The 19,733-nt window shown below is 68.3% G+C and carries 20 protein-coding genes; 11 read left to right on the top strand and 9 right to left on the bottom strand.

Annotated features, from left to right (window positions below; translation table 11 throughout):
* Nucleotide 1: 1 nt before the first annotated feature.
* The 8 genes from CXY91_RS23880 (at nucleotide 2) to CXY91_RS23845 (ending at nucleotide 8,594) form a co-directional block, all read left to right on the top strand.
* Complete coding sequence (locus CXY91_RS23880) at nucleotides 2-2,314, top strand: chemotaxis protein CheA (protein WP_100963974.1); 2,313 nt, start codon at nucleotides 2-4, stop codon at nucleotides 2,312-2,314.
* 3 nt (nucleotides 2,315-2,317) lie between these two features.
* Entirely contained in the window at nucleotides 2,318-2,821 is a 504-nt protein-coding gene (locus CXY91_RS23875; protein WP_057190852.1) for a chemotaxis protein CheW, read from the top strand.
* Nucleotides 2,822-2,899: 78 nt separating this feature from the next.
* Nucleotides 2,900-4,822, top strand: coding sequence for a methyl-accepting chemotaxis protein (locus tag CXY91_RS23870; RefSeq protein WP_100963972.1), 1,923 nt, complete (start codon nucleotides 2,900-2,902; stop codon nucleotides 4,820-4,822).
* Nucleotides 4,823-4,844: 22 nt separating this feature from the next.
* Nucleotides 4,845-5,696, top strand: coding sequence for a CheR family methyltransferase (locus tag CXY91_RS23865; protein ID WP_244543976.1), 852 nt, complete (start codon nucleotides 4,845-4,847; stop codon nucleotides 5,694-5,696).
* A 10-nt stretch (nucleotides 5,697-5,706) separates the two neighbouring features.
* The gene (locus CXY91_RS23860; protein WP_100963970.1) at nucleotides 5,707-6,300 is read left to right on the top strand and encodes a chemotaxis protein CheD; all 594 of its coding nucleotides are present in this window, start codon (nucleotides 5,707-5,709) and stop codon (nucleotides 6,298-6,300) included.
* Complete coding sequence (gene cheB / locus CXY91_RS23855) at nucleotides 6,300-7,406, top strand: chemotaxis-specific protein-glutamate methyltransferase CheB (RefSeq protein WP_100963968.1); 1,107 nt, start codon at nucleotides 6,300-6,302, stop codon at nucleotides 7,404-7,406. The genes CXY91_RS23860 and cheB overlap by 1 nt, the downstream gene beginning before the upstream one ends.
* Before the next feature lie 111 nt (nucleotides 7,407-7,517).
* Nucleotides 7,518-7,904, top strand: coding sequence for a response regulator (locus tag CXY91_RS23850; protein ID WP_057190857.1), 387 nt, complete (start codon nucleotides 7,518-7,520; stop codon nucleotides 7,902-7,904).
* Between the two features lie 132 nt (nucleotides 7,905-8,036).
* Nucleotides 8,037-8,594 carry a glutathione peroxidase gene (locus CXY91_RS23845; RefSeq protein ID WP_100963964.1) on the top strand — a complete coding sequence of 186 codons (558 nt, stop codon included), beginning with the start codon at nucleotides 8,037-8,039 and terminating at the stop codon, nucleotides 8,592-8,594.
* A 230-nt stretch (nucleotides 8,595-8,824) separates the two neighbouring features.
* On the opposite strand, the gene CXY91_RS23840 is transcribed toward CXY91_RS23845, so the two are convergent.
* The 6 genes from CXY91_RS23840 to fliK all read right to left on the bottom strand — a co-directional run bounded on the left by CXY91_RS23840 (nucleotide 8,825) and on the right by fliK (nucleotide 14,903).
* Nucleotides 8,825-10,240 carry a mannose-1-phosphate guanylyltransferase/mannose-6-phosphate isomerase gene (locus tag CXY91_RS23840; protein WP_100963962.1) on the bottom strand — a complete coding sequence of 472 codons (1,416 nt, stop codon included), beginning with the start codon at nucleotides 10,238-10,240 and terminating at the stop codon, nucleotides 8,825-8,827.
* A 104-nt stretch (nucleotides 10,241-10,344) separates the two neighbouring features.
* Complete coding sequence (gene mog, locus CXY91_RS23835; protein WP_100963960.1) at nucleotides 10,345-10,887, bottom strand: molybdopterin adenylyltransferase; 543 nt, start codon at nucleotides 10,885-10,887, stop codon at nucleotides 10,345-10,347.
* Between the two features lie 8 nt (nucleotides 10,888-10,895).
* A complete protein-coding gene (locus CXY91_RS23830; protein WP_100963958.1) occupies nucleotides 10,896-11,903 on the bottom strand; it encodes an NAD-dependent epimerase in 1,008 nt (335 codons plus the stop codon).
* Between the two features lie 62 nt (nucleotides 11,904-11,965).
* Nucleotides 11,966-13,093, bottom strand: a complete 1,128-nt coding sequence (locus CXY91_RS23825; RefSeq protein ID WP_100963957.1) for a GNAT family N-acetyltransferase — start codon at nucleotides 13,091-13,093, stop codon at nucleotides 11,966-11,968.
* Nucleotides 13,090-13,368 (bottom strand): EscU/YscU/HrcU family type III secretion system export apparatus switch protein, encoded by a 279-nt coding sequence (locus tag CXY91_RS23820; protein WP_100963955.1) that lies wholly within the window; start codon nucleotides 13,366-13,368, stop codon nucleotides 13,090-13,092. Before CXY91_RS23820 ends, CXY91_RS23825 begins: the two co-directional genes overlap by 4 nt.
* Nucleotides 13,365-14,903, bottom strand: coding sequence for a flagellar hook-length control protein FliK (fliK, locus tag CXY91_RS23815; RefSeq protein WP_100963953.1), 1,539 nt, complete (start codon nucleotides 14,901-14,903; stop codon nucleotides 13,365-13,367). Before fliK ends, CXY91_RS23820 begins: the two co-directional genes overlap by 4 nt.
* Nucleotides 14,904-15,021: 118 nt before the next feature.
* Here fliK and CXY91_RS23810 point away from each other — a divergent pair, with 118 nt between their 5' ends.
* Nucleotides 15,022-16,032 (top strand): aldo/keto reductase, encoded by a 1,011-nt coding sequence (locus tag CXY91_RS23810; RefSeq protein WP_100963951.1) that lies wholly within the window; start codon nucleotides 15,022-15,024, stop codon nucleotides 16,030-16,032.
* 112 nt (nucleotides 16,033-16,144) lie between these two features.
* On the opposite strand, the gene CXY91_RS23805 is transcribed toward CXY91_RS23810, so the two are convergent.
* Nucleotides 16,145-16,555 carry a DUF2000 family protein gene (locus CXY91_RS23805; RefSeq protein WP_100963949.1) on the bottom strand — a complete coding sequence of 137 codons (411 nt, stop codon included), beginning with the start codon at nucleotides 16,553-16,555 and terminating at the stop codon, nucleotides 16,145-16,147.
* On the opposite strand from CXY91_RS23805, the gene CXY91_RS23800 reads away from it, so the two are divergent.
* Nucleotides 16,554-17,438 carry an AraC family transcriptional regulator gene (locus CXY91_RS23800; protein ID WP_100963947.1) on the top strand — a complete coding sequence of 295 codons (885 nt, stop codon included), beginning with the start codon at nucleotides 16,554-16,556 and terminating at the stop codon, nucleotides 17,436-17,438. The genes CXY91_RS23805 and CXY91_RS23800 overlap by 2 nt on opposite strands.
* A gap of 7 nt (nucleotides 17,439-17,445) precedes the next feature.
* Here CXY91_RS23800 and CXY91_RS23795 read toward each other — a convergent pair whose 3' ends face one another.
* A complete protein-coding gene (locus CXY91_RS23795) occupies nucleotides 17,446-18,054 on the bottom strand; it encodes a TetR/AcrR family transcriptional regulator (RefSeq protein ID WP_100963945.1) in 609 nt (202 codons plus the stop codon).
* Nucleotides 18,055-18,154: 100 nt separating this feature from the next.
* Here CXY91_RS23795 and CXY91_RS23790 point away from each other — a divergent pair, with 100 nt between their 5' ends.
* Nucleotides 18,155-18,895, top strand: a complete 741-nt coding sequence (locus CXY91_RS23790) for an SDR family NAD(P)-dependent oxidoreductase (RefSeq protein ID WP_100963943.1) — start codon at nucleotides 18,155-18,157, stop codon at nucleotides 18,893-18,895.
* 12 nt (nucleotides 18,896-18,907) lie between these two features.
* On the opposite strand, the gene CXY91_RS23785 is transcribed toward CXY91_RS23790, so the two are convergent.
* Nucleotides 18,908-19,732: an MBL fold metallo-hydrolase gene (locus tag CXY91_RS23785; RefSeq protein ID WP_100963941.1), complete on the bottom strand. Its 825-nt coding sequence runs from the start codon at nucleotides 19,730-19,732 to the stop codon at nucleotides 18,908-18,910.
* Between the last annotated feature and the right edge of the window lies 1 nt (nucleotide 19,733).

Raw genomic sequence — 19,733 nt, 5'->3', positions numbered from 1 at the left:
CATGGATCCCCTGGCGGAACTCAAGCAGACCTTCTTCCAGGAGTGCGAGGAACTCCTCGGCGCACTGGAGCAGAAACTCCAGGCGCTCGACGAGGGCTCGACCGATTCCGAGGACGTCAACGCGGCCTTCCGCGCCATCCACTCGATCAAGGGTGGTGCCGGCGCATTCGGCTGCACCGAGCTCGTCGGCTTCGCCCATGTCTTCGAGGCGGCGCTCGATCATCTCCGCTCGGGCCGCGTCGCGCTGGCGGATGCGCCCTTCACCCTGTTCCTGCGCTGCTCGGATGCCGTCGCGGATCTGGTCGCCGCTGCGCGCAACGACGAGGTTGCGCCGGTTCGCCCCGATCTTCTCGCTGCGCTCGAACAGGTCGGACAGGCCAAGGCGGCAGCGCCCGCTGCTCCCGCCGCGCCTCCGGCTGCTCCCGCGGCCCCGGCCTCCGATGGACCGCCGGGGATCGCGGCGCTCGGTAACCTGCTCGCCATGGTCGACGCCAAGATGGGCGCACCCGCCGCCGCAGCGCCAGCCGCGGCCAATGACGGCTGGGACGATGACGAGCCCGTCGCCGCTGCGCCGGTTCGCAGGCCCGGCCACGACGTTCGCATCAAGATCACGCCGGAAGCCGACCTGTTCCGCCGGGTGATCGAACCGCGGGTCGCGATCGGCATCCTGCCGGCCGACGAGATCGTCTCGGTCGCCTGCGACCTCAGCCATGTGCCGCCGCTCGAGACGCTCGACGTCACCGACTGCCATATGCGCTTCACGGTGATGATGCGCACCGAGCTCAGCGCCGACGAGATCGTCTCCAAGTTCGATTTCACCCTCGCCAACGAGGAGTTCGAGGTCGAGGTCCTGGCGGAAGCCGAAGCCGGGCCGGAGCCTGTTGCCGAGGCGGCACCCGCCGCGTCGGAGGTGCCGCAAAACGTCGCCGCCGACCTGTCGGCCATCCTTGCCCGGCTCGGGCCGGCAGCCGACGCCGCGCCGCAGCCCGATATCCAGCCCGCCGCTGCGCCCGCGGCGGCTCCGGTCGCTGCTGCACCTGCAATCGCAACCGCTCCGGCGGCAGCACGTGCGGCTGCGCGGCCCGTCTCCAACGAGGCCGCTGCGCGCCAGCGCCAGGCGGTCAGCGTGCGCGTCGATCTCGATCGCATCGACCGGCTGATGAACCTCGTCGGCGAGATCGTCATCACCCAGTCCATGCTGGTCGAATGCGTACGCTCGCTGCCCTATGACGTCTATGCCAAGACCGCCGAAGGCATCCTGACGCTCTCGCGCCAGACACGCGAACTGCAGGACCATGTCATGGCGGTGCGCGCCCAGCCGGTGAAGGCGGTGTTCCAGCGCATGCCGCGCCTGGTGCGGGAGCTCGCCCAGACGCTCGGCAAGGAAGTGAAGCTCGTCCTCGAAGGCGAGAACACCGAGGTCGACAAGACGATCATCGAGGAACTGGCCGATCCGCTCACCCACATGATCCGCAACTCGATGGATCACGGCGTCGAGACGCCGGAAGAGCGCATCGCCGCCGGCAAGAACCCGGAAGGCACGATCAAGCTGATCGCCGAGCACCGCGCCGGCCGCATCGTCATCTCGGTCACCGATGACGGGCGTGGCATCGGTCGCGACCGGCTGCTGGCCAAGGCGAAGTCGCGCGGCCTCGTCGGCGCCGACGAGAAGCTTGCGCCGGAAGAGATCGACCAGCTGATCTTCGCCGCCGGCCTGTCGACGGCGGACGCCGTCAGCGACATCTCCGGCCGCGGCGTCGGCATGGACGTGGTGCGCCGCAATGTCGAATCGCTCGGTGGGCGCATCAGCGTCGATTCCGAGCCCGGCCGCGGCTGCAAATTCACGCTCGCTTTGCCGCTGACGCTCGCCGTGCTCGAAGGCATGGTGATCCGCTGCGGCGACGACCGATACGTTATCCCGATCGCCAGCGTGATCGAGACGCAGCACCTCGCCAACACGCCGATCGAGCACCTGACCTTCGGCCAGGAAGTGCTGCGCTGGCGCGGCGAGATCACGCCGCTCCACCGGCTCGGGGCCGTGATGGGCTCGGCCGGCACGCGCGACGAGAACATCATCATCATCGCGGAGACCGAGCGCGGCGGCAATGTCGGCATCGCGGTCGACGAGATCGTCGGGCAGCAGCAGGTCGTGGTGAAGAGTCTGGAGTCGAATTACGGCACCGTCAACGGCGCCTCCGCCGCGACCATTCTGGGCGATGGCCTCGTCGCGCTCATTCTCGATGTCGACTCGATGTTGCGCCTGGCCGCATCGGGTGTCCGCCAACCCGTTCCCGAACTCAAACTGGCTGGATGAACCATGTCCCTGCAGCTCAGCGAAAAGCACTTCACCTCGGCGCAGCCTGAGTCGGCTGCGCGCCGGATCGTCACCTTCCGGGTCGGCGACCGCACCTTCGGCATCGATGTCGGCATGGTCCGCGAGATCAAGGGCTGGCAGGCGACGACGCCGCTGCCGCATGCGGCCCCGCATGTGCGCGGTGTCCTCAACCTGCGCGGCGTGATCCTCGCGGTCTACGATCTGCGCACCGCGATCGGCCTCGGCTCCACCGAAGCCACTGCGACCCATGTGATCGTCGTCGTCGATGTCGAGGACAAGACCGCCGGCCTGCTGGTCGACTCGGTCTCGGACATCGTCGACGTGCCGGTCAGCGCGGTCCGTCCGGCGCCGGATCTGGAGCGCGACGAGCACGGGCTGATCGAAGGCCTCGTGCTGCTCGACACCGAGATCGTCGCCCTGCTCGACCTCGCCGCGGTGATCCGCGACGGCGGCGACAATCAGGACAAGCAACTGCGCGTCGCCTGAGCCGCAGATGGCTCCCGGCAGCGCCCAGCCGGACTGCCGACTGATGGCCAGGACCGCCTGAGAGACAAGAAAGAACCGATGGCTCAGCTGGGCGCCTTCTCGAAACTCTCGGTCAAGCTGCCGGCGCTGTTCGCCGGTGGCGCCGCCGTTTCGGGCGGGCTCGTCGCATTCGCGGTTCAGCAGAGTGCGGCTGCCCGGCTTGGCGCCCTTGGCCTGTCCAGCCAGCAGGTCGAGGCGGCCCTGTCTGGTTTCGCAAGCACGGCCTTGCCGTTCGGCGTCGCCGGTGTCGCCCTTGCCGCCGGTCTCGGCTGGCTCGCTGCCCGTTCGCTGGCGCGGCCGATGATGGCGATGCGCGAAGGCATGGAGAAGCTGTCGGAAGGCATGCCAGGCGCCGCGCCGGAGCTCGCCCGCCGCGACGAGATCGGCCAGCTCTCGCGGGCTCTGCGCCAGGTCCAGGAAAGCTCGGTCGAGGCCGGGCGGATCCGGGCGGCGCTCGACGGCTGCCGCACCGCGATCATGGTCTGCGATGCGAACGGGCGGATCGTCTACGTCAACAAGTCGCTGCTCAAGTTCTTCAGCGAGGCGCAGGAGGATTTCCGCGCCGCCTTCCCGGGCGTTTCGGCCAAGGACATGCTCGGCAAGGTGCTGGAGCTGTTCGCCGGCCCCCAAGGCGTTCCCGAAGCGCGCGCGATGCGCGTCGCGCTGGGCCGGCGCATGGTTGGGCTGACGCTGACCGTCACGACGCAGCCCGATGGCCAGAGGCTGGGCTCGACGATCGAGTGGCGCGAGCTGACCGAGGAGTTGCGGGCCGCCGACGAGGTCGCGGCCGTCGTCGCCGCCGCGGCGGAGGGCGATTTCTCCCGGCGCGTTCCGCTCGCCGGCAAGCCCGAGGCGCTGCAGCGCATCGCCACGGGCGTCAACGAGATCAACGCGATCGTCGAGGCCGCTACCGACGAGTTCGCCGCCGTGCTGGCCGGCCTCAGCGAAGGGGACCTGACGGGCCGCATCGACGGCGCCTATGACGGGCGGCTCGGCGAACTGAAAGCCGGGCTCAACCAGACCTTGGCGCGGCTGACGCAGACCGTCTCCGGTATCCAGCTGGCGGCGGCCCATGTCGCGGCGACAGCGGTCGAGATCAAGGCGGGGGCGGTCGATCTGGCCGGGCGGACCGAACAGTCGGCAGCCGGGCTGGAAGAGACGGCCGAGACCACCGGCCAGCTCGCGGCCTCGATCACGCAGAGCGCCGGGCGCTCGCGCGCCGCGACCGAGCTCGCCGGCGAGGCGATGGCGGTGGCCGGCAGCGGCCAGCAGGTCGTCGCCGAGACGATCGCGGCGATCGGGCAGATGGAGCAATCCTCGGCGCGGATTGCCGAGATCGTCACCGTGATCGACGGCATCGCCTTCCAGACCAACCTTCTGGCGCTGAACGCCGCCGTCGAGGCTGCCCGCGCCGGTGAGGCCGGGAAGGGCTTCGCGGTCGTCGCATCCGAAGTGCGTACTTTGGCGCAGCGCTCGGCCACGGCTGCCAAGGACATCAAGGGCGTGATCGCCAACTCCAATGCGCAGGTCGCCGAAGGCGTGCGCCTGGTGCGCCGGACCGGCGAGACGCTCGGCAAGATCGTCACGGCGGTCGAGCAGGTTTCGGCGACGGTGTCGGAGATCTCGCAGGCGAGCGCCGGCCAGGCCGGCGACATCGCCGCGATGAGCCGCTCCGTCGCGGCGATGGACGAGGCGACCCAGCAGAACGCTGCGCTGGCCGAGCAGAGCGCCGGCGCGGCGGCGAGCCTCGCCGAGCAGACACAGGCGCTGCGCGAGCTCGCCGACGTCTTCCGCTTCGAGCGGCCGATGGCTCATGCCCGATCGCTGCCGGCCCCGGCCCCGAGCGAGCTGCGCCGTGGGCCGACCCGCAAGGACCATTATCATTCCACCGAAGCCCGCCCTGCCACTCCGCGCCGCCGCGTCGCCGGTGGCGGCCGGATGGACGAGTGGGTCGAATCCTAAGTCGCGTCACCAAGGTCAGAGCATGCTTGCCCCGCAATCCGTCCAGTCGGATACCGCGCTCAGCCGCGACGACATGGCCCTCGTGGCCAAGCTGGTCTACGAGCACGCCGGCATCGTCATCCGCGAGCACAAGGAGGCGATGGCGCGCGGCCGGCTGGCGCGGCGCGTCAAGGTGCTCGGCCTCAACTCGATCGCGGAGTACTGCGCCTATCTGCGCACGGCGGCGGCGAGCGACGAGATCCCCGAGCTGATCAACGCGGTCACCACCAACCACACCGCCTTCTTTCGCGAGCGCCACCATTTCGACCATCTGCGCAAGGACGTGCTGCCGCGCCTGATCCAGGAGCGGGCAGGGCGGCGCGGGCGCATCCGGATCTGGTCGGCGGCCTGCTCCTCGGGCGAGGAGCCCTACAGCGCCGCCGCGATCTCGCGCGACGTGATCGGCCATCGCAGCGATCTCGACTTCAAGATCCTGGCGACCGACATCGACACCGACATCCTCGACCGGGCCGCGGCAGGTCAATACCCCGCCGAGCAGTTCGACCGGCTGCCGGCGGACCTGCGCCCGCTGCTCAGGCTGGAAGGCCAGAATTCCCGCGGCGAAGCCCGCATCGCCGAGGACCTGAAGCGGCTGATCGCCTTCAAGCGGCTCAACCTGATCGAGCGCTGGCCGATGAAGGGGCCGTTCGACGTGATCTTCTGCCGCAATGTCTTCATCTACTTCGATACGCCGACCAAGGCCGCGATCCTCGACCGCTATGTCGCCCTGCTGCAGCCGGGCGGCTTCCTCTATCTCGGCCATTCCGAATCCCTGCCGCAGCCGCATCCCCAGCTCAGGCTGATCGGCCGCACCATCTACGAGCGCACGCCATGAGACTCGTCCAATGAGCCTTGCCCGATCCTCACGGCGCTATTTCGACCCGCGCTTCGAAGCGACCATCATCACGGTCGCGCCGGGCGAGCACGAGATCACCTCGGCCCAGGACGAGATCGTCGCCACCGTGCTCGGCTCCTGCGTCTCGGTCTGTATGCGCGACGCGCAGATCGGCGTCGGCGGGCTCAACCATTTCCTGCTGCCGAAGAACAATGGCGGCACCGACGCCAGCGCCGGCGAGCGCTATGGCGACACGGCCATGGAAGTGCTGATCAACGGGCTGCTCAAGCGCGGCGCCAGGCGCGGCCAGCTCGAGGCCAAGGTCTTCGGCGGTGCGCGCGTGCTCTCCGGCGCGACCATGCTGGCGATCGGCGAGGGCAACATCATCTTCGTCAACGAGTTCCTCGCCCGCGAAGGCATTCCGGTGGTATCCAGGGATGTCGGCGGCACCCGTTCGCGCCGCATCCACTACCAGCCCGCCACCGGGCGCGCCTGGGTCCAGCACGTCCAGCAGGCCGCGCGCGATCCCGAGCGCGAACAGGAAATGGCTTATCTCAACCGCCTCAAGACCCAGCCGGTGGCTGGTGAAGTGGAGATCTGGTGATGAGCGTGCTCACCTCAGGCGGCCCGGTCAAAGTCCTCGTGGTCGACGATTCCGTGCTGATGCAGAAGTTGATGACGCAGATCATCAACTCGACGCCCGGCTTCCAGGTGATCGGCGTCGCCGGCAGCGCCGAGGAGGGCTGGGACGCGATCCAGGATCTGCGGCCCGACATCCTGACGCTCGATCTCGAACTGCCCGGCCGGCACGGCCTCAAGCTGCTGGCCCGTGTGCTGAAGCAGGACCCGCTGCCGGTGCTGATCGTCTCGGCCTTCGGCGGGCCGGGCGCCGACAACACCATCCAGGCGCTGGAGCTCGGTGCGATCGACTTCATCGAGAAGCCGGACGGGGCGACGCATACGCTCGAAGGCTTCATGAAGCATGTCGCCGCGGCGCTGCAGCGCGCCTCGGCCAGCCGGCGCCTGATGGCTGCTGCCAAGGAGATGGTCACGCAGCAGCGGCCGCAGAGCGCGCCGGCACGACCAGCGGCCGTGCATGTGCCCGCCAACCATGGCAAGGTCTCGCTGATCGCGATCGGCGCCTCGACCGGCGGCGTGCCGGCGGTGCAGACTGTGATGCGCGACGCGGCGCATCTGCGCCTGCCGATCGTCGTGGTCCAGCATATGCCGGCGGGCTACACGGCCAAGTTCGCGGCGCGGCTTTCGGCTGCGACCGGGCTCGACGTGCGCGAGGCGGCAGATGGCGATCGCCTGCGGCCGGGCATGGGGGTCGTCGCGCCGGGCGGCACAAAGCATCTGGAGATCGAGGAGCGCCGGGGCGAGCTGATCTGCCATCTCAAGGAAGCGCCGCTGGTGAGCGGTCATTGCCCCTCGGTCGACGTGATGTTCCATTCGGTCGCCCGCGCGCTCGGCAGCCATGCGATCGGCGCGCTGCTCACCGGCATGGGCCGCGACGGCGCTGACGGTTTGTTAGCCATGCGCAAAGCCGGCGCGGCGACGTTAATCCAAAGTGGCGAGACCTGTGTGGTAAACGGGATGCCGAAAGCCGCGTTCGAGTTGGGCGCCGCCGAACGGGTCGTACCGCTCGACCAGATCGGAGGCGCCATCGCGGGACTGCTGGGCGAGCGCCCGCAGCAGCGTACCGCATAGATCGTCGCGCGTCCGAACGGACGCGGTCACGACGATCTATCACATCGTTATCGCATCGGATTCGTCCGAAGAATGGAATCCATTTTTCGGTCCGATGCCAAGGAGAGTGCCATGTCAAAGGCGAGAAGCGACTACCGCATCCTCGTGGTCGACGACCAGAAGAGCATGCGTGGCCTTGCCACCTATTTCCTCAAGCAGATCGAGTTCCAGGATATCGACGAGGCGGAGAACGCCCGCGAGGCCCTGATGAAGATGCAGACCAAGCGCTATGATCTGCTGCTGCTCGACTGGAACATGGACGGGATGAGCGGAATCGACCTGCTGCGCGCCATCCGCTCGGTGCCGGAGCTCAACCAGATCAAGATCATCATGGCGACGTCGGAGCGCTCGGTCGACAAGATGGACGAGGCGACCAGCAACGGCGCCGACCATTATGTCGTGAAGCCGTATGAGCTGCGCGATCTCGAGGTGCGCGTGAAGAAGGTGCTGGCCTGCTGAGCGGCCGGCAGCCTGAGTCAATTGTCGACGCCCCGGCCTCCCGCCGGGGCGTTTTTCGTTTTCGCTCGCGGATATCTTACTTTGCGAGTAGGCTCCGCCAGCCGTAGCCTCGCAACATCGCGGAGCTTGCCCATGCGTTTCGATCGCCGCCAGATTCTCGCCTTGCTTGCGCTCGTGCCGGCCGCGCCTGCGCCTGCCGCGCAGGGAGACGGCAACGCCTACGCCTTCAGCTTCGACCGGGCGGAAGGCGGGCGCATCCCGCTCTCGGCCTATCGCGGCAAGCCGGTCCTGATCGTCAACACGGCGACGCAGTGTGGGCTGGCCGGGCAATTCGCCGGGCTGGAGCAGCTCTGGGAACGCTATCGCGAGCGCGGCCTCGTCCTGATCGCGGTGCCGAGCAATGATTTCGGCGGGCAGGAGCCGCTCGACGGCGCGGCGATCGCCGAAGCGGTCCGCCAGAGCCATGGCGCGAACTATCCGATCACCCAGAAGAACGTGGTGCGCGGCCCGGATGCACATCCGTTCTATCGCTGGGCCGCCAATCAGCGCCCCGGCGAACTGCCGAGCTGGAACTTCCACAAATACCTGATCGGCCGCGACGGCAGCCTCGCCGGCAGTTTCAGCTCGCGGATGGACCCGCTCTCGCCGGAGCTGATCCGCGCGATCGGGCAGGAGTTGGCGAAGGACTGAGGGGCAGGGGACGGCTCCGCGCCATTCCCTCTCGAACCTGCAAGAGAGGGAGCTCGCGACGTCTCCGTCATGCTCGCCCTTGTGGCGAGCATCCACGTCTTGAACACTGCATTGGATCAGAGAAGGGAAGACGTGGATGGTCGGGACAAGCCCGACCATGACGCCGAACGGCTACGCGACCCCTCATCCAGCGCTTCTTCTCCCGCAAGAGGAGAAGGAAAGGCGGCGCCTCAACTGCGCGCGTAGATGTCCTCGATGCGGACGATGTCATCTTCGCCGGTATAGCTGCCGACCTGGACCTCGATCAGCTCAAGCCCGATCTTGCCCGGATTCTTCAGCCGGTGCGTGCAGCCGATCGGCAGGTAGACCGACTCGTTCTCGTGGACGAAGCGGACGGTGTCGTCGAGCGTCACCTCGGCGGTGCCGCGGACTACGATCCAGTGTTCGGCGCGGTGGAAATGCTTCTGCAGGCTGAGCTGGCCGCCCTCCTTGACGTGGATGTGCTTGACCTGGAAGCGGGCGCCGATGTCGATGCGCTGATACCAGCCCCAGGGCCGGTAGATGCGCAGATGCTCGCTCGCTTCGGGGCGCCCATCCGCCTTCATCTGCTCGACCAGCGTCTTGACCTTGCCGGCCGCCGCCATCGAGGCGACCAGCACGGCATCGCGGGTCGAGACCACGACGACGTCGTCGAGCCCGACCACGGTGGTCAGCACGTCTTCGCTGCGGATCAGCGAGCGGCGGGTGTCGAGTGCGACCGCCGGCCCCTCCAGCACGTTGCCGTCGCCATCCTGCGGCTTGATGGCATGAATCGAATCCCAGGAGCCGACATCCGACCAGTCGAAGGAGGCGGCTAGCATCCCGGCATGGGCAGTGCGCTCCATCACGGCATAGTCGATCGAAATCTTGACGGCTTTGCCGAAGCTCTCGGGATCAAGCCGCAGGAAGTCGAGGTCGCGGCTCGCCTTGTTGACCGCCGCCTCGGCCGCCGAAAGCACGGCTGGGGCGTGGCGCGAGAGCTCATCGCGCATGGTCTTGGCCGAGAACAGGAAGTTGCCGCTGTTCCAGAGATAGCCTTCGGCGACGTATTTTTCGGCGATGTCGCGCTGCGGCTTCTCGACGAAGCGGGAGAGGCGATTGGCACCGGGCTCGGGCAGGGCCTCGCCGGGGGCGAGATAGCCATAGGCCGTCGAGGGATGCGTCGGCTTGATGCCGAGCGTCATGATCAGGCCGGTTGCGGCCAGGCGTGCGGCGCGCTTGCAATCCTCGCGGAAGGCCTCGGCATCGCTCACGACATGGTCGGAGGCGAGCGCGACGCAGACCGCCTCGGGGTCGCGTTTGCCGGCCATGACGGTGCCGACCGCGATGGCGGCGGCGGAATCGCGCCGCTCGGGCTCCAGCACGATCTCGCCCTTGATGCCGAGCGCCAGCATCTGCTCGGCGACGATGAAGCGGAAATCATTGTTGGTGATGACGATCGGCGCGCCGAAGGCCGGATCGACGAGGCGCTGCAGCGTCGCCTGGAAGGTCGAAAGGCCGTCATCCAGCAGCGCGATGAACTGCTTCGGCATGGTGTCGCGCGACAGCGGCCACAGCCGAGTGCCGGAGCCGCCGGCCATGACAAGGGGAACGATCTTTGCAGTCATATCGAACTTCCGGCGGGAACTGGTCCGTCTAGTCCTACAGCAGCGAAGCTACCATCCGATAAACGCTCATAGGGAGAGGCGGGTGGTATCGGTCGAGGTATCGTTCACCCTTTCGGCTTCTGCCCGGGCCGGAACGCGACGATCACCGCCGGATCGGTTTCGAGATAGGGGCCCTCGATCAGGTCGATGCAATAGGGGATCGCCGGCATCACCGCGTCCAGGCATTCGCCGATGGCGCGCGGGCGGCCGGGCAGGTTGACGATCAGCGACTTGCCGCGAATGCCGGCGAGCTGGCGCGAGAGGATCGCAGTCGGCACCTTGGCGAGGCTGACCTGGCGCATCAATTCGCCGAAGCCCGGCATCAGCTTGTCGATCACGTCCTCTGTCGCCTCCGGCGTGACGTCGCGCGGGGCCGGGCCGGTGCCGCCCGTCGTGACGATCAGGCAGCAGCCCTCCTTGTCGGCGAGCTCGATCAGCGTCTGCGCGATGCCGGCGCGCTCGTCGGGGATGACACGCGTCACCGCCTGCCAGGGGCTGGCCAATGCCTTGCTGAAATAGTCGAGGATGGCCGGGCCGCCCTCGTCGGCATAGACGCCGGCCGAAGCGCGGTCGGAGACGGTGACGATGCCGATCTTCGCAGTAGCCATGGCTCTCCTCAAACCCGGTAGAAATCGCGATACCAGTGCACCATGCGCCCGATGCCCTCGGCGAGCGGCGTGTGCGGACGGAAGCCGACCGCCGCCTCCAGCGCCGAGACGTCGGCGGCGGTGCGCAGCACGTCGCCGGGCTGGCGCGGCTTCATCTCCATCACCGCCTTCCTGCCGAGCGCCTGTTCGATCGTGGCGATGAACTCCATCAGCGGCACCGGATCGGAGTTGCCGATATTGTAGAGCCGCCAGGGTGCCGAGGAGGTGGCCGGACCGGGCTCGTCGCTCGACCAGGCCGGGTCGGGCTGGGCGACCTGGTCGAGCACGCGGACAACGCCCTCCACAATGTCGTCGACATAGGTGAAATCGCGCTCGTGCCTGCCCTCGTTGAAGACCTCGATCGGCTCGCCGGCCAGGATCTTCCGGGTGAAGATCATCGGCGCCATGTCGGGCCGGCCCCACGGGCCGTAGACGGTAAAGAAGCGCAGGCCCGTGGTCGGCAGCCCATAGAGATGACTGTACGAATGGGCCATGCCCTCGTTCGCCTTCTTGGTCGCGGCATAGAGGCTGACCGGGTGGTCGACATTGTCCTCGACGCGGAAGGGCGTACGGGTGTTGGCGCCGTAGACCGAGCTGGACGAGGCGTAGACCAGGTGCTCGACGCCGTTGCGGCGGCAGCCCTCGAGGACATGGCCGAAGCCGGTCAGGTTGGAATCGAGATAGGCCTGCGGGTTTTCGATCGAGAAGCGCACGCCGGCCTGGGCACCGAGATGGACGACGCGCTCGAAACGCCCGTCGGCAAAGAGCCTGGCCATGCCGTCGCGATCGGCGAGATCGAGCTTTTCGAAGCTGAAGCGGTTGTGGCCGTCTAGGCGGGCGAGCCTCGCCTGTTTCAGGGCAGGATCGTAATAGTCATTGAGATTGTCGGTGCCGACGACTTCGTCGCCGCGTTCGAGCAGAACCCGGGCTGTCTCGTTGCCGATGAAGCCGGCAGCCCCCGTCACCAGAACGCGCATGATCCTCCTCGCGCCAGACGCGGCGTTTCGTCCACCGTCTATCGAGCAGCTTGCGGCCCCGGTCAACGCGGGCTGCGGTCGCGCCAGCCTCTCAGCCGCATGCGTGCCGCTGCGGCGAGCCGGGGCAGAGCAGTGGAGCTGTCGGCGAGCGCGACGATCGCATTTGCCATCTCCTGCCGCTCACCCCAGGGATAGGCCGACGGATCGACCTTGTCGCCGGCGCCGCTGTCGAGGCGGAAGGGGCGGCCGGCGGCGAAATCGGCACGGAGCATTTCGATGGCGAGTGCCCGCCCGGGGGAGAGGCGGGCGTGGCCCTCGTCATAGGCGATCTTGAGGAAATGCGACTGGCCGGGGAAGTCGAGCAGCAGGCCGCCGGCGATGGGCCGGCCGTCCAGACGGAGCAGGTCGACGCGGATGGCGTCTGTGGCGGCGAAGTTCCCGACGATCTTACGGATATAGGCACCGTCATCAGCGAGACTGGCGAGGGCGGTGCCGCCACGGCCTTTCCAGCCGGCCGCCTCGAGCGCGAGAAAATCTTCCAGCGCGGCGATGGCGTCGGCGCCACGATGGCGTTGATAGCTGAGCGTGCCGGCCTTCTCCAGCTGGCGATGTTGCTGCATCCGCTTCTTGTAGCCCTGGCCGAGGGCGCGGCGCAGATAGCGCTCCGCGTCGTCGCCGGCCTCGGGAATCAGCATGGGCCGCTGCCAGCGCTCGAAGGTCGCGATGCTGCTGCTCGTCGCAACCAGCGCCGCTTCGAATGCGGTGAAGACGCTGCCCGCCATGGGTAATAGAGGCAGCTTCAGGACCTTCGGCAGGTCCGGCGCCTCGACGATGGCCAGGATCAGGGCCGCGGCGGCGTCACGCGCATGCTCGCGATCGAGCACCGGGGCGGAAGACACTTCGTAGAGCGACACCAGCGGCGCTGCGAGGACCGGCGCGAAACCGCTGTTGAGGTTCCGCGTCCGGCGCAGCGCCCAGAGCCCGAGCAGGCGATCATCGCCTTCTTCCTGGGCTGCGAGGACGACGACATCATTGGCACTGATCCCGAAGCTCAGCGCCGCGGCGACGGCTGCCGGAGCCATATGCAGATTGGGCGCCTCGGCGCGCCGGCAGAGATCGGCGAATGCTTCGGCGTAACCGGCGCCATAGATCCCGGCCGGCAGGCGGCGGACCGCGATCGGAGCGGTCATGGACGCGATGGGCCACCGCGGCGGCGCAGGCCGAGGACGAAGGCGATCACCTGCGCGGTGGCGAGATAGAGCTCCTCGGGGATGCTGTCTTCGAGCTCGACGGTCGAGAGCGCCTGCGCCAAAGCGGCATTCTGCTCGATGGCGATGTCGTGCTCGCGGGCGGTCTCGATGATCTTTTCGGCGACGACGCCATGGCCCTTGGCGGTGACGCGCGGCGCGCCCTGGCCGTCATATTCGAGCGCGACGGCGAGCGGCAGCGGCTGCGACGGGCTCATGAGCGGCGGTCCAGGAACTGGCCGGCCGCTGCTTTTGCCTGCTGCGGGTGGCCGGTGAAGACCTCGAACTCGGCGCTGTCGAAGCGCGACCTGAGCAACGAGGTTTCGAGATCGGGCGTCGCCTGGCGCAGCAGGCGGCTGGTATCCTCGCGCTCGGCCCAGAAGGAGACGCCGATGGCGCGGCCCTGCAGTGTGACCACGCCCTGCAGTGCGCCGAGAGGTTCGACATCGATTGCGAAGCGCACGCGCCAGAGCGGTGCGTCGGGCGTCGCCGAGCCGGATTGCGGCGGGTCGCGCTCGATCTCCAGGGGCAACACGGCGGTGCCATTGGGCAAAGCGAGCGGGATCTCGGTCAGCCAGCGCGCCGGCGGTGGCTGGTCGAGCCGCGTGGCCTCCTGCGGCAGCGAGGCGTATTGGGCGAGCGCGATACGGTCGAGCGCCGCTTCGGCCTGGCCGAACAGGGTCTGGGCGATGGTCGCGGGCCGGGCTGCGCTGGTCAGGCTCGGCTCTTGAGCCGGCTGCGGCGTCAGCAGGCCGTCGCGAGGCGGGGCGGGGCGAGCCTTGGATGGTGTCGCAGCGGCGGCGTCCTGCTCTTGTGTATTCCGGGTGGCTGGGCGCCCGGGCTGGGGCGCCGCTTCGTTGGCGGTTTCGCCGGGCAGTAACAGTTTCGCTGCTGGTGCGCCTTCGACGGCTGGCTTGAGCAGGTCGCGCAGGCTCTGCAACGCCGCCTTGAGATCGCTCTGAGGCGTTGGCGCCTCTCCTGCGGCCTGCCGCGCTTCGAAGAAGACGCCCGAGCGGACGACGGCTGCCTTCAGCGCTTCCGCCGTGACGGGGCGGGCTTCGGCCGCCGGCAGGCGCTGGGCGAGGATCTGGTCGACCAGCGTCATCAATGGCTTCGGCAAGGTCAGCGCGACCGAACCTTGCGCCAGGCTGCCGAGATTGGCGAAGAGCGGGGCGAGGCTGTCCTGCCGCCCGAGTGCCGCGCCGAGCAGGGGGCCGGCGATCGCGCGCGGCGAGGCAGCGGTCTGAGAAGCGATTGCGGCGGTTGTTGTGGTGGGTGGCGTACGACCGGTCTGCAAGGGGATGGCGGCGGTCGATGTCTGCGCGGTCGCAGGCGCGGCGCTCGCCGAAGTGGGCGCCTGGGTCTGCTGCGGAGTTGGTGGCGCGGTGCCGGCCCCCTGCTGATCAGTCGGCGTCGGAGCGTTCGGGCTGTTGGCCGGCGCCGGGCGGATACCGACCAGCGTCGCCTGCAATGGCGCTCCCGGCTCGGCGGGGGCGGCGAGCTTGAGCATCAGGGCGGCGCCCGGCTGCAGCGCCGCCTGCCTGGCCTCGGGGCCGGCGAGCACGAGTGCGACCTTGACGCCGTTGACCAGGGCGGTGGCGTTGCCGCCGTCGTCGTGCGCGACGAGCTTGGCCTCGACCGTCTTGCCGGCGGCGAGGCCGCCATTGCCGCTCATCGTCGCGAGCAGGGTCGCGAGATTCTGGCTCTTGATGAGCGTGGCGAGTTGCGCTGGATCGGGCGGAATGGCTGCCATTCGGGCAGCCTGGCACGAAATGTTAAGGATTCTCTTGCGCCGGGCAGCGTTGCGTCAGCTGCGCTGGTGCGGGCGCCAGCTCTGCGGCAGGTTGCCCACCCGTTCTGGAGAGATCGTCATGGATTATCGCGCGCTCGGCCGCTCCGGCCTCAAGGTCTCGCCGCTCTGCCTGGGCACGATGATGTTCGGGGCGCAGACGGACGAAGCCGATGCGCGGGCGATCATCGACAATGCCGCCGCCGCCGGCATCAACTTCATCGATACCGCCGATGTCTACGCCGAGGGGCGCTCGGAGGAGATCACCGGCCGCGCCATCGCCGGCAACCGCCAGGACTGGGTGCTGGCGACCAAGGCGGCGAATGCGATGGGCGAGGGCCCGAACCAGCGCGGGCTCTCGCGCAAATGGCTGCTCGAAGCCTGCGACGCCAGCCTGAAGCGGCTCGGCACCGATTTCATCGACATCTACTATCTGCACAAGGAAGACCATGGAACGCCGCTCGCCGAGACGATCCGGGCAATCGGCGACCTCGTGCGGGCCGGCAAGATCCGCTATTTCGGTGTCTCGAATTATCGCGGCTGGCGCGTCGCCGAGATCTGCCGGCTCTGCGACGAGCTCGGCATCGACCGGCCGGTGGTCAGCCAGCCCTATTACAACGCGATGAACCGCATGCCCGAGGTCGAGCACCTGCCGGCCTGCGGCTATTACGGGCTCGGCGTCGCCAGCTATTCGCCGCTGGCGCGGGGCGTGCTGACGGCGAAATACGAGCCCGGCCAGGCTCCGCCGGAAGGCACCCGCGCCGGCCGCGCCGACAAGCGCATCATGCAGACCGAATGGCGGGAGGAATCGCTCGTCATCGCCCGCACCATCCGCGACCATGCCGCGGCGCGCGGCCTGACGCCGGTGCAGTTCGCAGTCCGCTGGGTGCTGAACAACAAGCTCTTGACCGCGGCCGTGGCCGGCCCGCGCACCATGGAGCAATGGCAGGGCTATCTCTCGGCGCTCTCGGCCGATTTTACCGCCGAGGACGAGGCGCTGGTCGACAGCCTCGTGCCAGCCGGTCATCCCTCCACGCCGGGCTACAGCGATCCGGCTTATCCGCTGGAGGGAAGGGTGGCGCGGACGGGGTGAAGCGGCGTGCCTCCCGTCATTGCGAGGAGCGTAGCGACGAAGCAATTCAGGGGACGTAGCGCTCTGCCGCCCTTGGATTGCTTCGCTGCGCTCGCAATGACGGTGTTGGGTTCTACAGGTGCAGCTTCAACCCCTTGATCGCCTTGTCGACGGCCTTGCGCTCGCCATGCAGCGCGAGGCCGACGAGGTCGAGCGCATCGGTCGCCACTGCCTCGACCGCGGCGCGATTGGCTTCGTCATGGCCGGTCGCGAACAGCTCCCGCGTATAGAGCGAAGGCGTCAGGCCCGCTTCGCCGGCCCGCTGCAGCACGCGGGTGAGGTCGGCCGAGCTCGCGGCGAAGATCAGGATCGGCTGGCGCACCAGCGGGCCGTAGACCTTGCCGGAGCCGTCGCGGTAAGCTTGGCCGCCGAGCTCCGGCGCGGCGGCGACCAGCCCGCCGGCGAGGAAGGCGGTGACATTGAGCTTCTGCCAGGCGGCGAGCTCGTCATGGACGATGATGGCAATCTTGGTGTCGAAGCGCATGACGACAGCGATAGAGCGTGGCGAGCGGGCCGGTCTTGAACGTTCGTGCGCGCTCGCCTCGCCGGGCGACTGGATCCGCACCGCGCCGGACGGCGAAGGAATCGAACGGATCGAGGCCTTCTTCACTGGCCATGCCTATGACACGCACCGGCACGACACCTATGCGATCGGCTATACGGTCAGCGGGGTGCAGAGCTTCGACTATCGCGGCGCGCAGCGGGATTCGACGCCGGGCGACCTGATCGTGCTGCACCCGGACGAGCTGCATAACGGCCGGGCCGGGATCGCGAGCGGCTTTCGCTACCGCATGGCTTATGTCGAGCCCGGGCTGATCATGGCGGCGCTCGCCGGGCGCGCCAGCGCGATGCCGTTCATCGGCAATGCCGTCTGCCGCGACGGCAGCCTGATGCGGGCGCTGGTCGGCCTGCTCGGCGATGTCGAGCATGGGCTGGAGCCGCTGGAGCGCGATGCGGCGGTCGGGGCACTGGCCGAGGCGTTGTTAAAGCTCGACCCGTCCTGTTCGCTCACCGCGGCGGATACGCCGGCGATGCAGGCCTGCGAACGTGCCCGCGATTTCCTGAGCGAGAGCCGCGACGAGACGATCGATTCAACCATGCTGGAGGCGGTCACCGGGCTCGATCGCTATGCGCTGGCGCGGCAGTTCCGCCGCCGCTACGGAACCAGCCCGCACCATTATCTGGTGATGCGCCGGCTGGAGCGGGCAAGACTGCTGATCCGGCAGGGCGAGGCCTTGGCCGAGGCGGCAGCCGCAAGCGGCTTTTCCGACCAGAGCCATATGACCCGGCATTTCCGCAAGGCCTATGGCCAATCTCCCGGGCGCTGGCGGGCGATGCAGGTCGGAGTCATGCCGGATGCGGCCTGAGCGGCGCTCAGGGCCGCGAACTGGTCAAGCCATCCCACGCCGCCATGGCGCCCTGCGCCACCGCCTCGAGCTCTGCGCGGCTGGCGCCGTCGCGAGCGCGGATCGACATGCCCTGCTGCACCGTGCAGTAGAAGGCGGCGATGGCGGCCGGATCGCCCGCCGAGAGTTCGCCGCTGGCGAGCGCGCCACGCAGGCGCGCTTCCAGCACGCCCTGCATCTCGGTGCGGGCGTCGCGCAAAGCGCGGCCAGCTTCTTCGCTCGTGCCGGCGGCATGGACGACGGAGAGCACGATCATGCAGCCCGCCGGCTTGCCCGGGCGGCTGAACAGGGCGGCCGAGCGCATCAGATAGATCTCGATCGCATCGCGCACCGTGGGCGCGGCGGCGATCGCGGCAGCGAGCTCGGCGCCATCGCCTGACTCGTAGAGCGCCATCGCCTCGCGATAGAGGCCCTCCTTGCTGCCGAAGCAGGCGTAGAGACTTGGGGCGTTGATGCCCATCGCCGCGGTGAGCTCGCTCATCGCGGCGCCCTGGAAACCCTTCTCCCAGAACAGCAGCATGGCCTTCTGCAGAGCTTCTGCCCGGTCGAAGGCGCGCGGGCGGCCTCTTTCGGCCATGGTCGTCACCTTTCTGTAGTGAGCGATAAATAAATCGCTTGACGCTCCGAGGCAAGCGAGTCATCGATATATGTATCAATCACTACATATATGGTGACTCATCGTGAAACTGGCAGGCAAGAAGGCCCTCGTAACCGGCGGCAGCCGCGGCATCGGCGCGGCGACGGCGCTTCGGCTGGCGCAGGACGGAGCGGATGTGGCGCTGACCTATGAGCGCGCCCGCGACAAGGCCGAGGCGGTCGCGGGCCAGATCCGGGCGCTCGGCCGCAAGGTCGTGGTGCTGCAAGCCGACAGCGCCGATGCGGCAGCGCTGACAGCGGCGGTCGACGAGGCAGCGGCCGAGCTCGGCGGGCTCGACATCCTCGTGAACAACGCCGGCATCTGGCACGATGGCGAGGTCGGGAGCTGGAGCCTCGACGAGATCGACAAAGTGATCGCGGTCAACGTCCGGGCGGTGATCCTCGCTTCGCAGGCGGCCGCCAGGCATCTGCCAGAGGGCGGGCGGATCATCACCACCGGCTCCTGTCTGGCCGAGCGCGTGACGGATCCAGGCATCGCGCTCTATGCGATGAGCAAGGCGGCGCTGATCGGCTTCACCAAGGGCCTCGCCCGCGATCTCGGCTCGCGCGGCATCACCGTCAACATCGTCCATCCGGGCTCGACCGACACCGACATGAACCCGGCCGATGGCGACCATGCCGAGCAGCAGCGCGCCAAGATGGCGATCCCACGCTATGGCAAGGCCGAGGATATCGCCGGCCTGATCGCCTATCTCGCGAGCGAGGAGGGGCGCTTCATCACCGGCGCGGGAATCGCGATCGATGGCGGGGTGAACACCTGAGCGCCGACGCGTTCAATGCCCCGGCAGGACGATGATCGTCGGCTTGGCCGGGAGCGTCGCCTTCGACAATACGATCTCCGGCCGCTCGCGCCGCACGACCGGCCAGAGGTCCTGCGAGCGGCCGAGGAAGCGGTTGAGGGTGCCGCCGCCGAAGAAGTGCATGGGGATCATCACCCTGGCCTGGAGGGATTTCAGCACCTCCAGCATGCCTTCCTGGTCGAGCGTATAGCTGCCGTCGACCGGAAAGAGCACGATGTCGACGCGGCCGAGCGCGCGCAAATGGCCGGGTTCGAGCGGATGATGGAGATGGCCGAGATGGGCGATGCAGAGCTCGCCGATCTCGAAGACGAACATCGAGTTGCCGTCATAGTCTGTGTCGCCGCCATAGCTGCGGATATTGGTTGGGACATTGCGCACGCGCATGTCCCCCATCGTGACGTCGTGACGGGCGGCGCCCCGGCCCGACGCGTCCCAGCCCGGGAGCACCTGCTTGATGGCGGGATCTGGCGCGCGCGAATAATGCGTCGAATGCGCCTTGTTCATCGTGGCGATATCCGGCGTCACCGGCGGGCGGACATAGTCGTTGTAGTCGGTCGCGACCTTCACCCCGCCGGGCGTCTCGATAAGGAAGGTGGCGTGGCCGACGAAGGTGAGCCTCACCTCGTCCTTGCCGAGGTTGGCGCGCTGGATCGGCAGGCGGTAGCTTGCCATCTCCGGCCGGCAGCCCGGCTCGTTCGCTTGGGCGAGGGCGGGAACAGGCGAGAGCAGGGCAGGAGCTGCGAGCGCGAGCATGGCCAGAAGAGCCCGCCAGCCCGCCTTGATATCGAAGCTCGCCATC

The sequence above is a fragment of the Allobosea sp. FBZP-16 genome (genome assembly GCF_002831785.1).
Classification (GTDB): domain Bacteria; phylum Pseudomonadota; class Alphaproteobacteria; order Rhizobiales; family Beijerinckiaceae; genus Allobosea; species Allobosea lupini.
The sequence above is the reverse complement of the archived record's forward strand: the minus strand, read 5'-3'. Positions and strand labels throughout refer to the sequence as shown.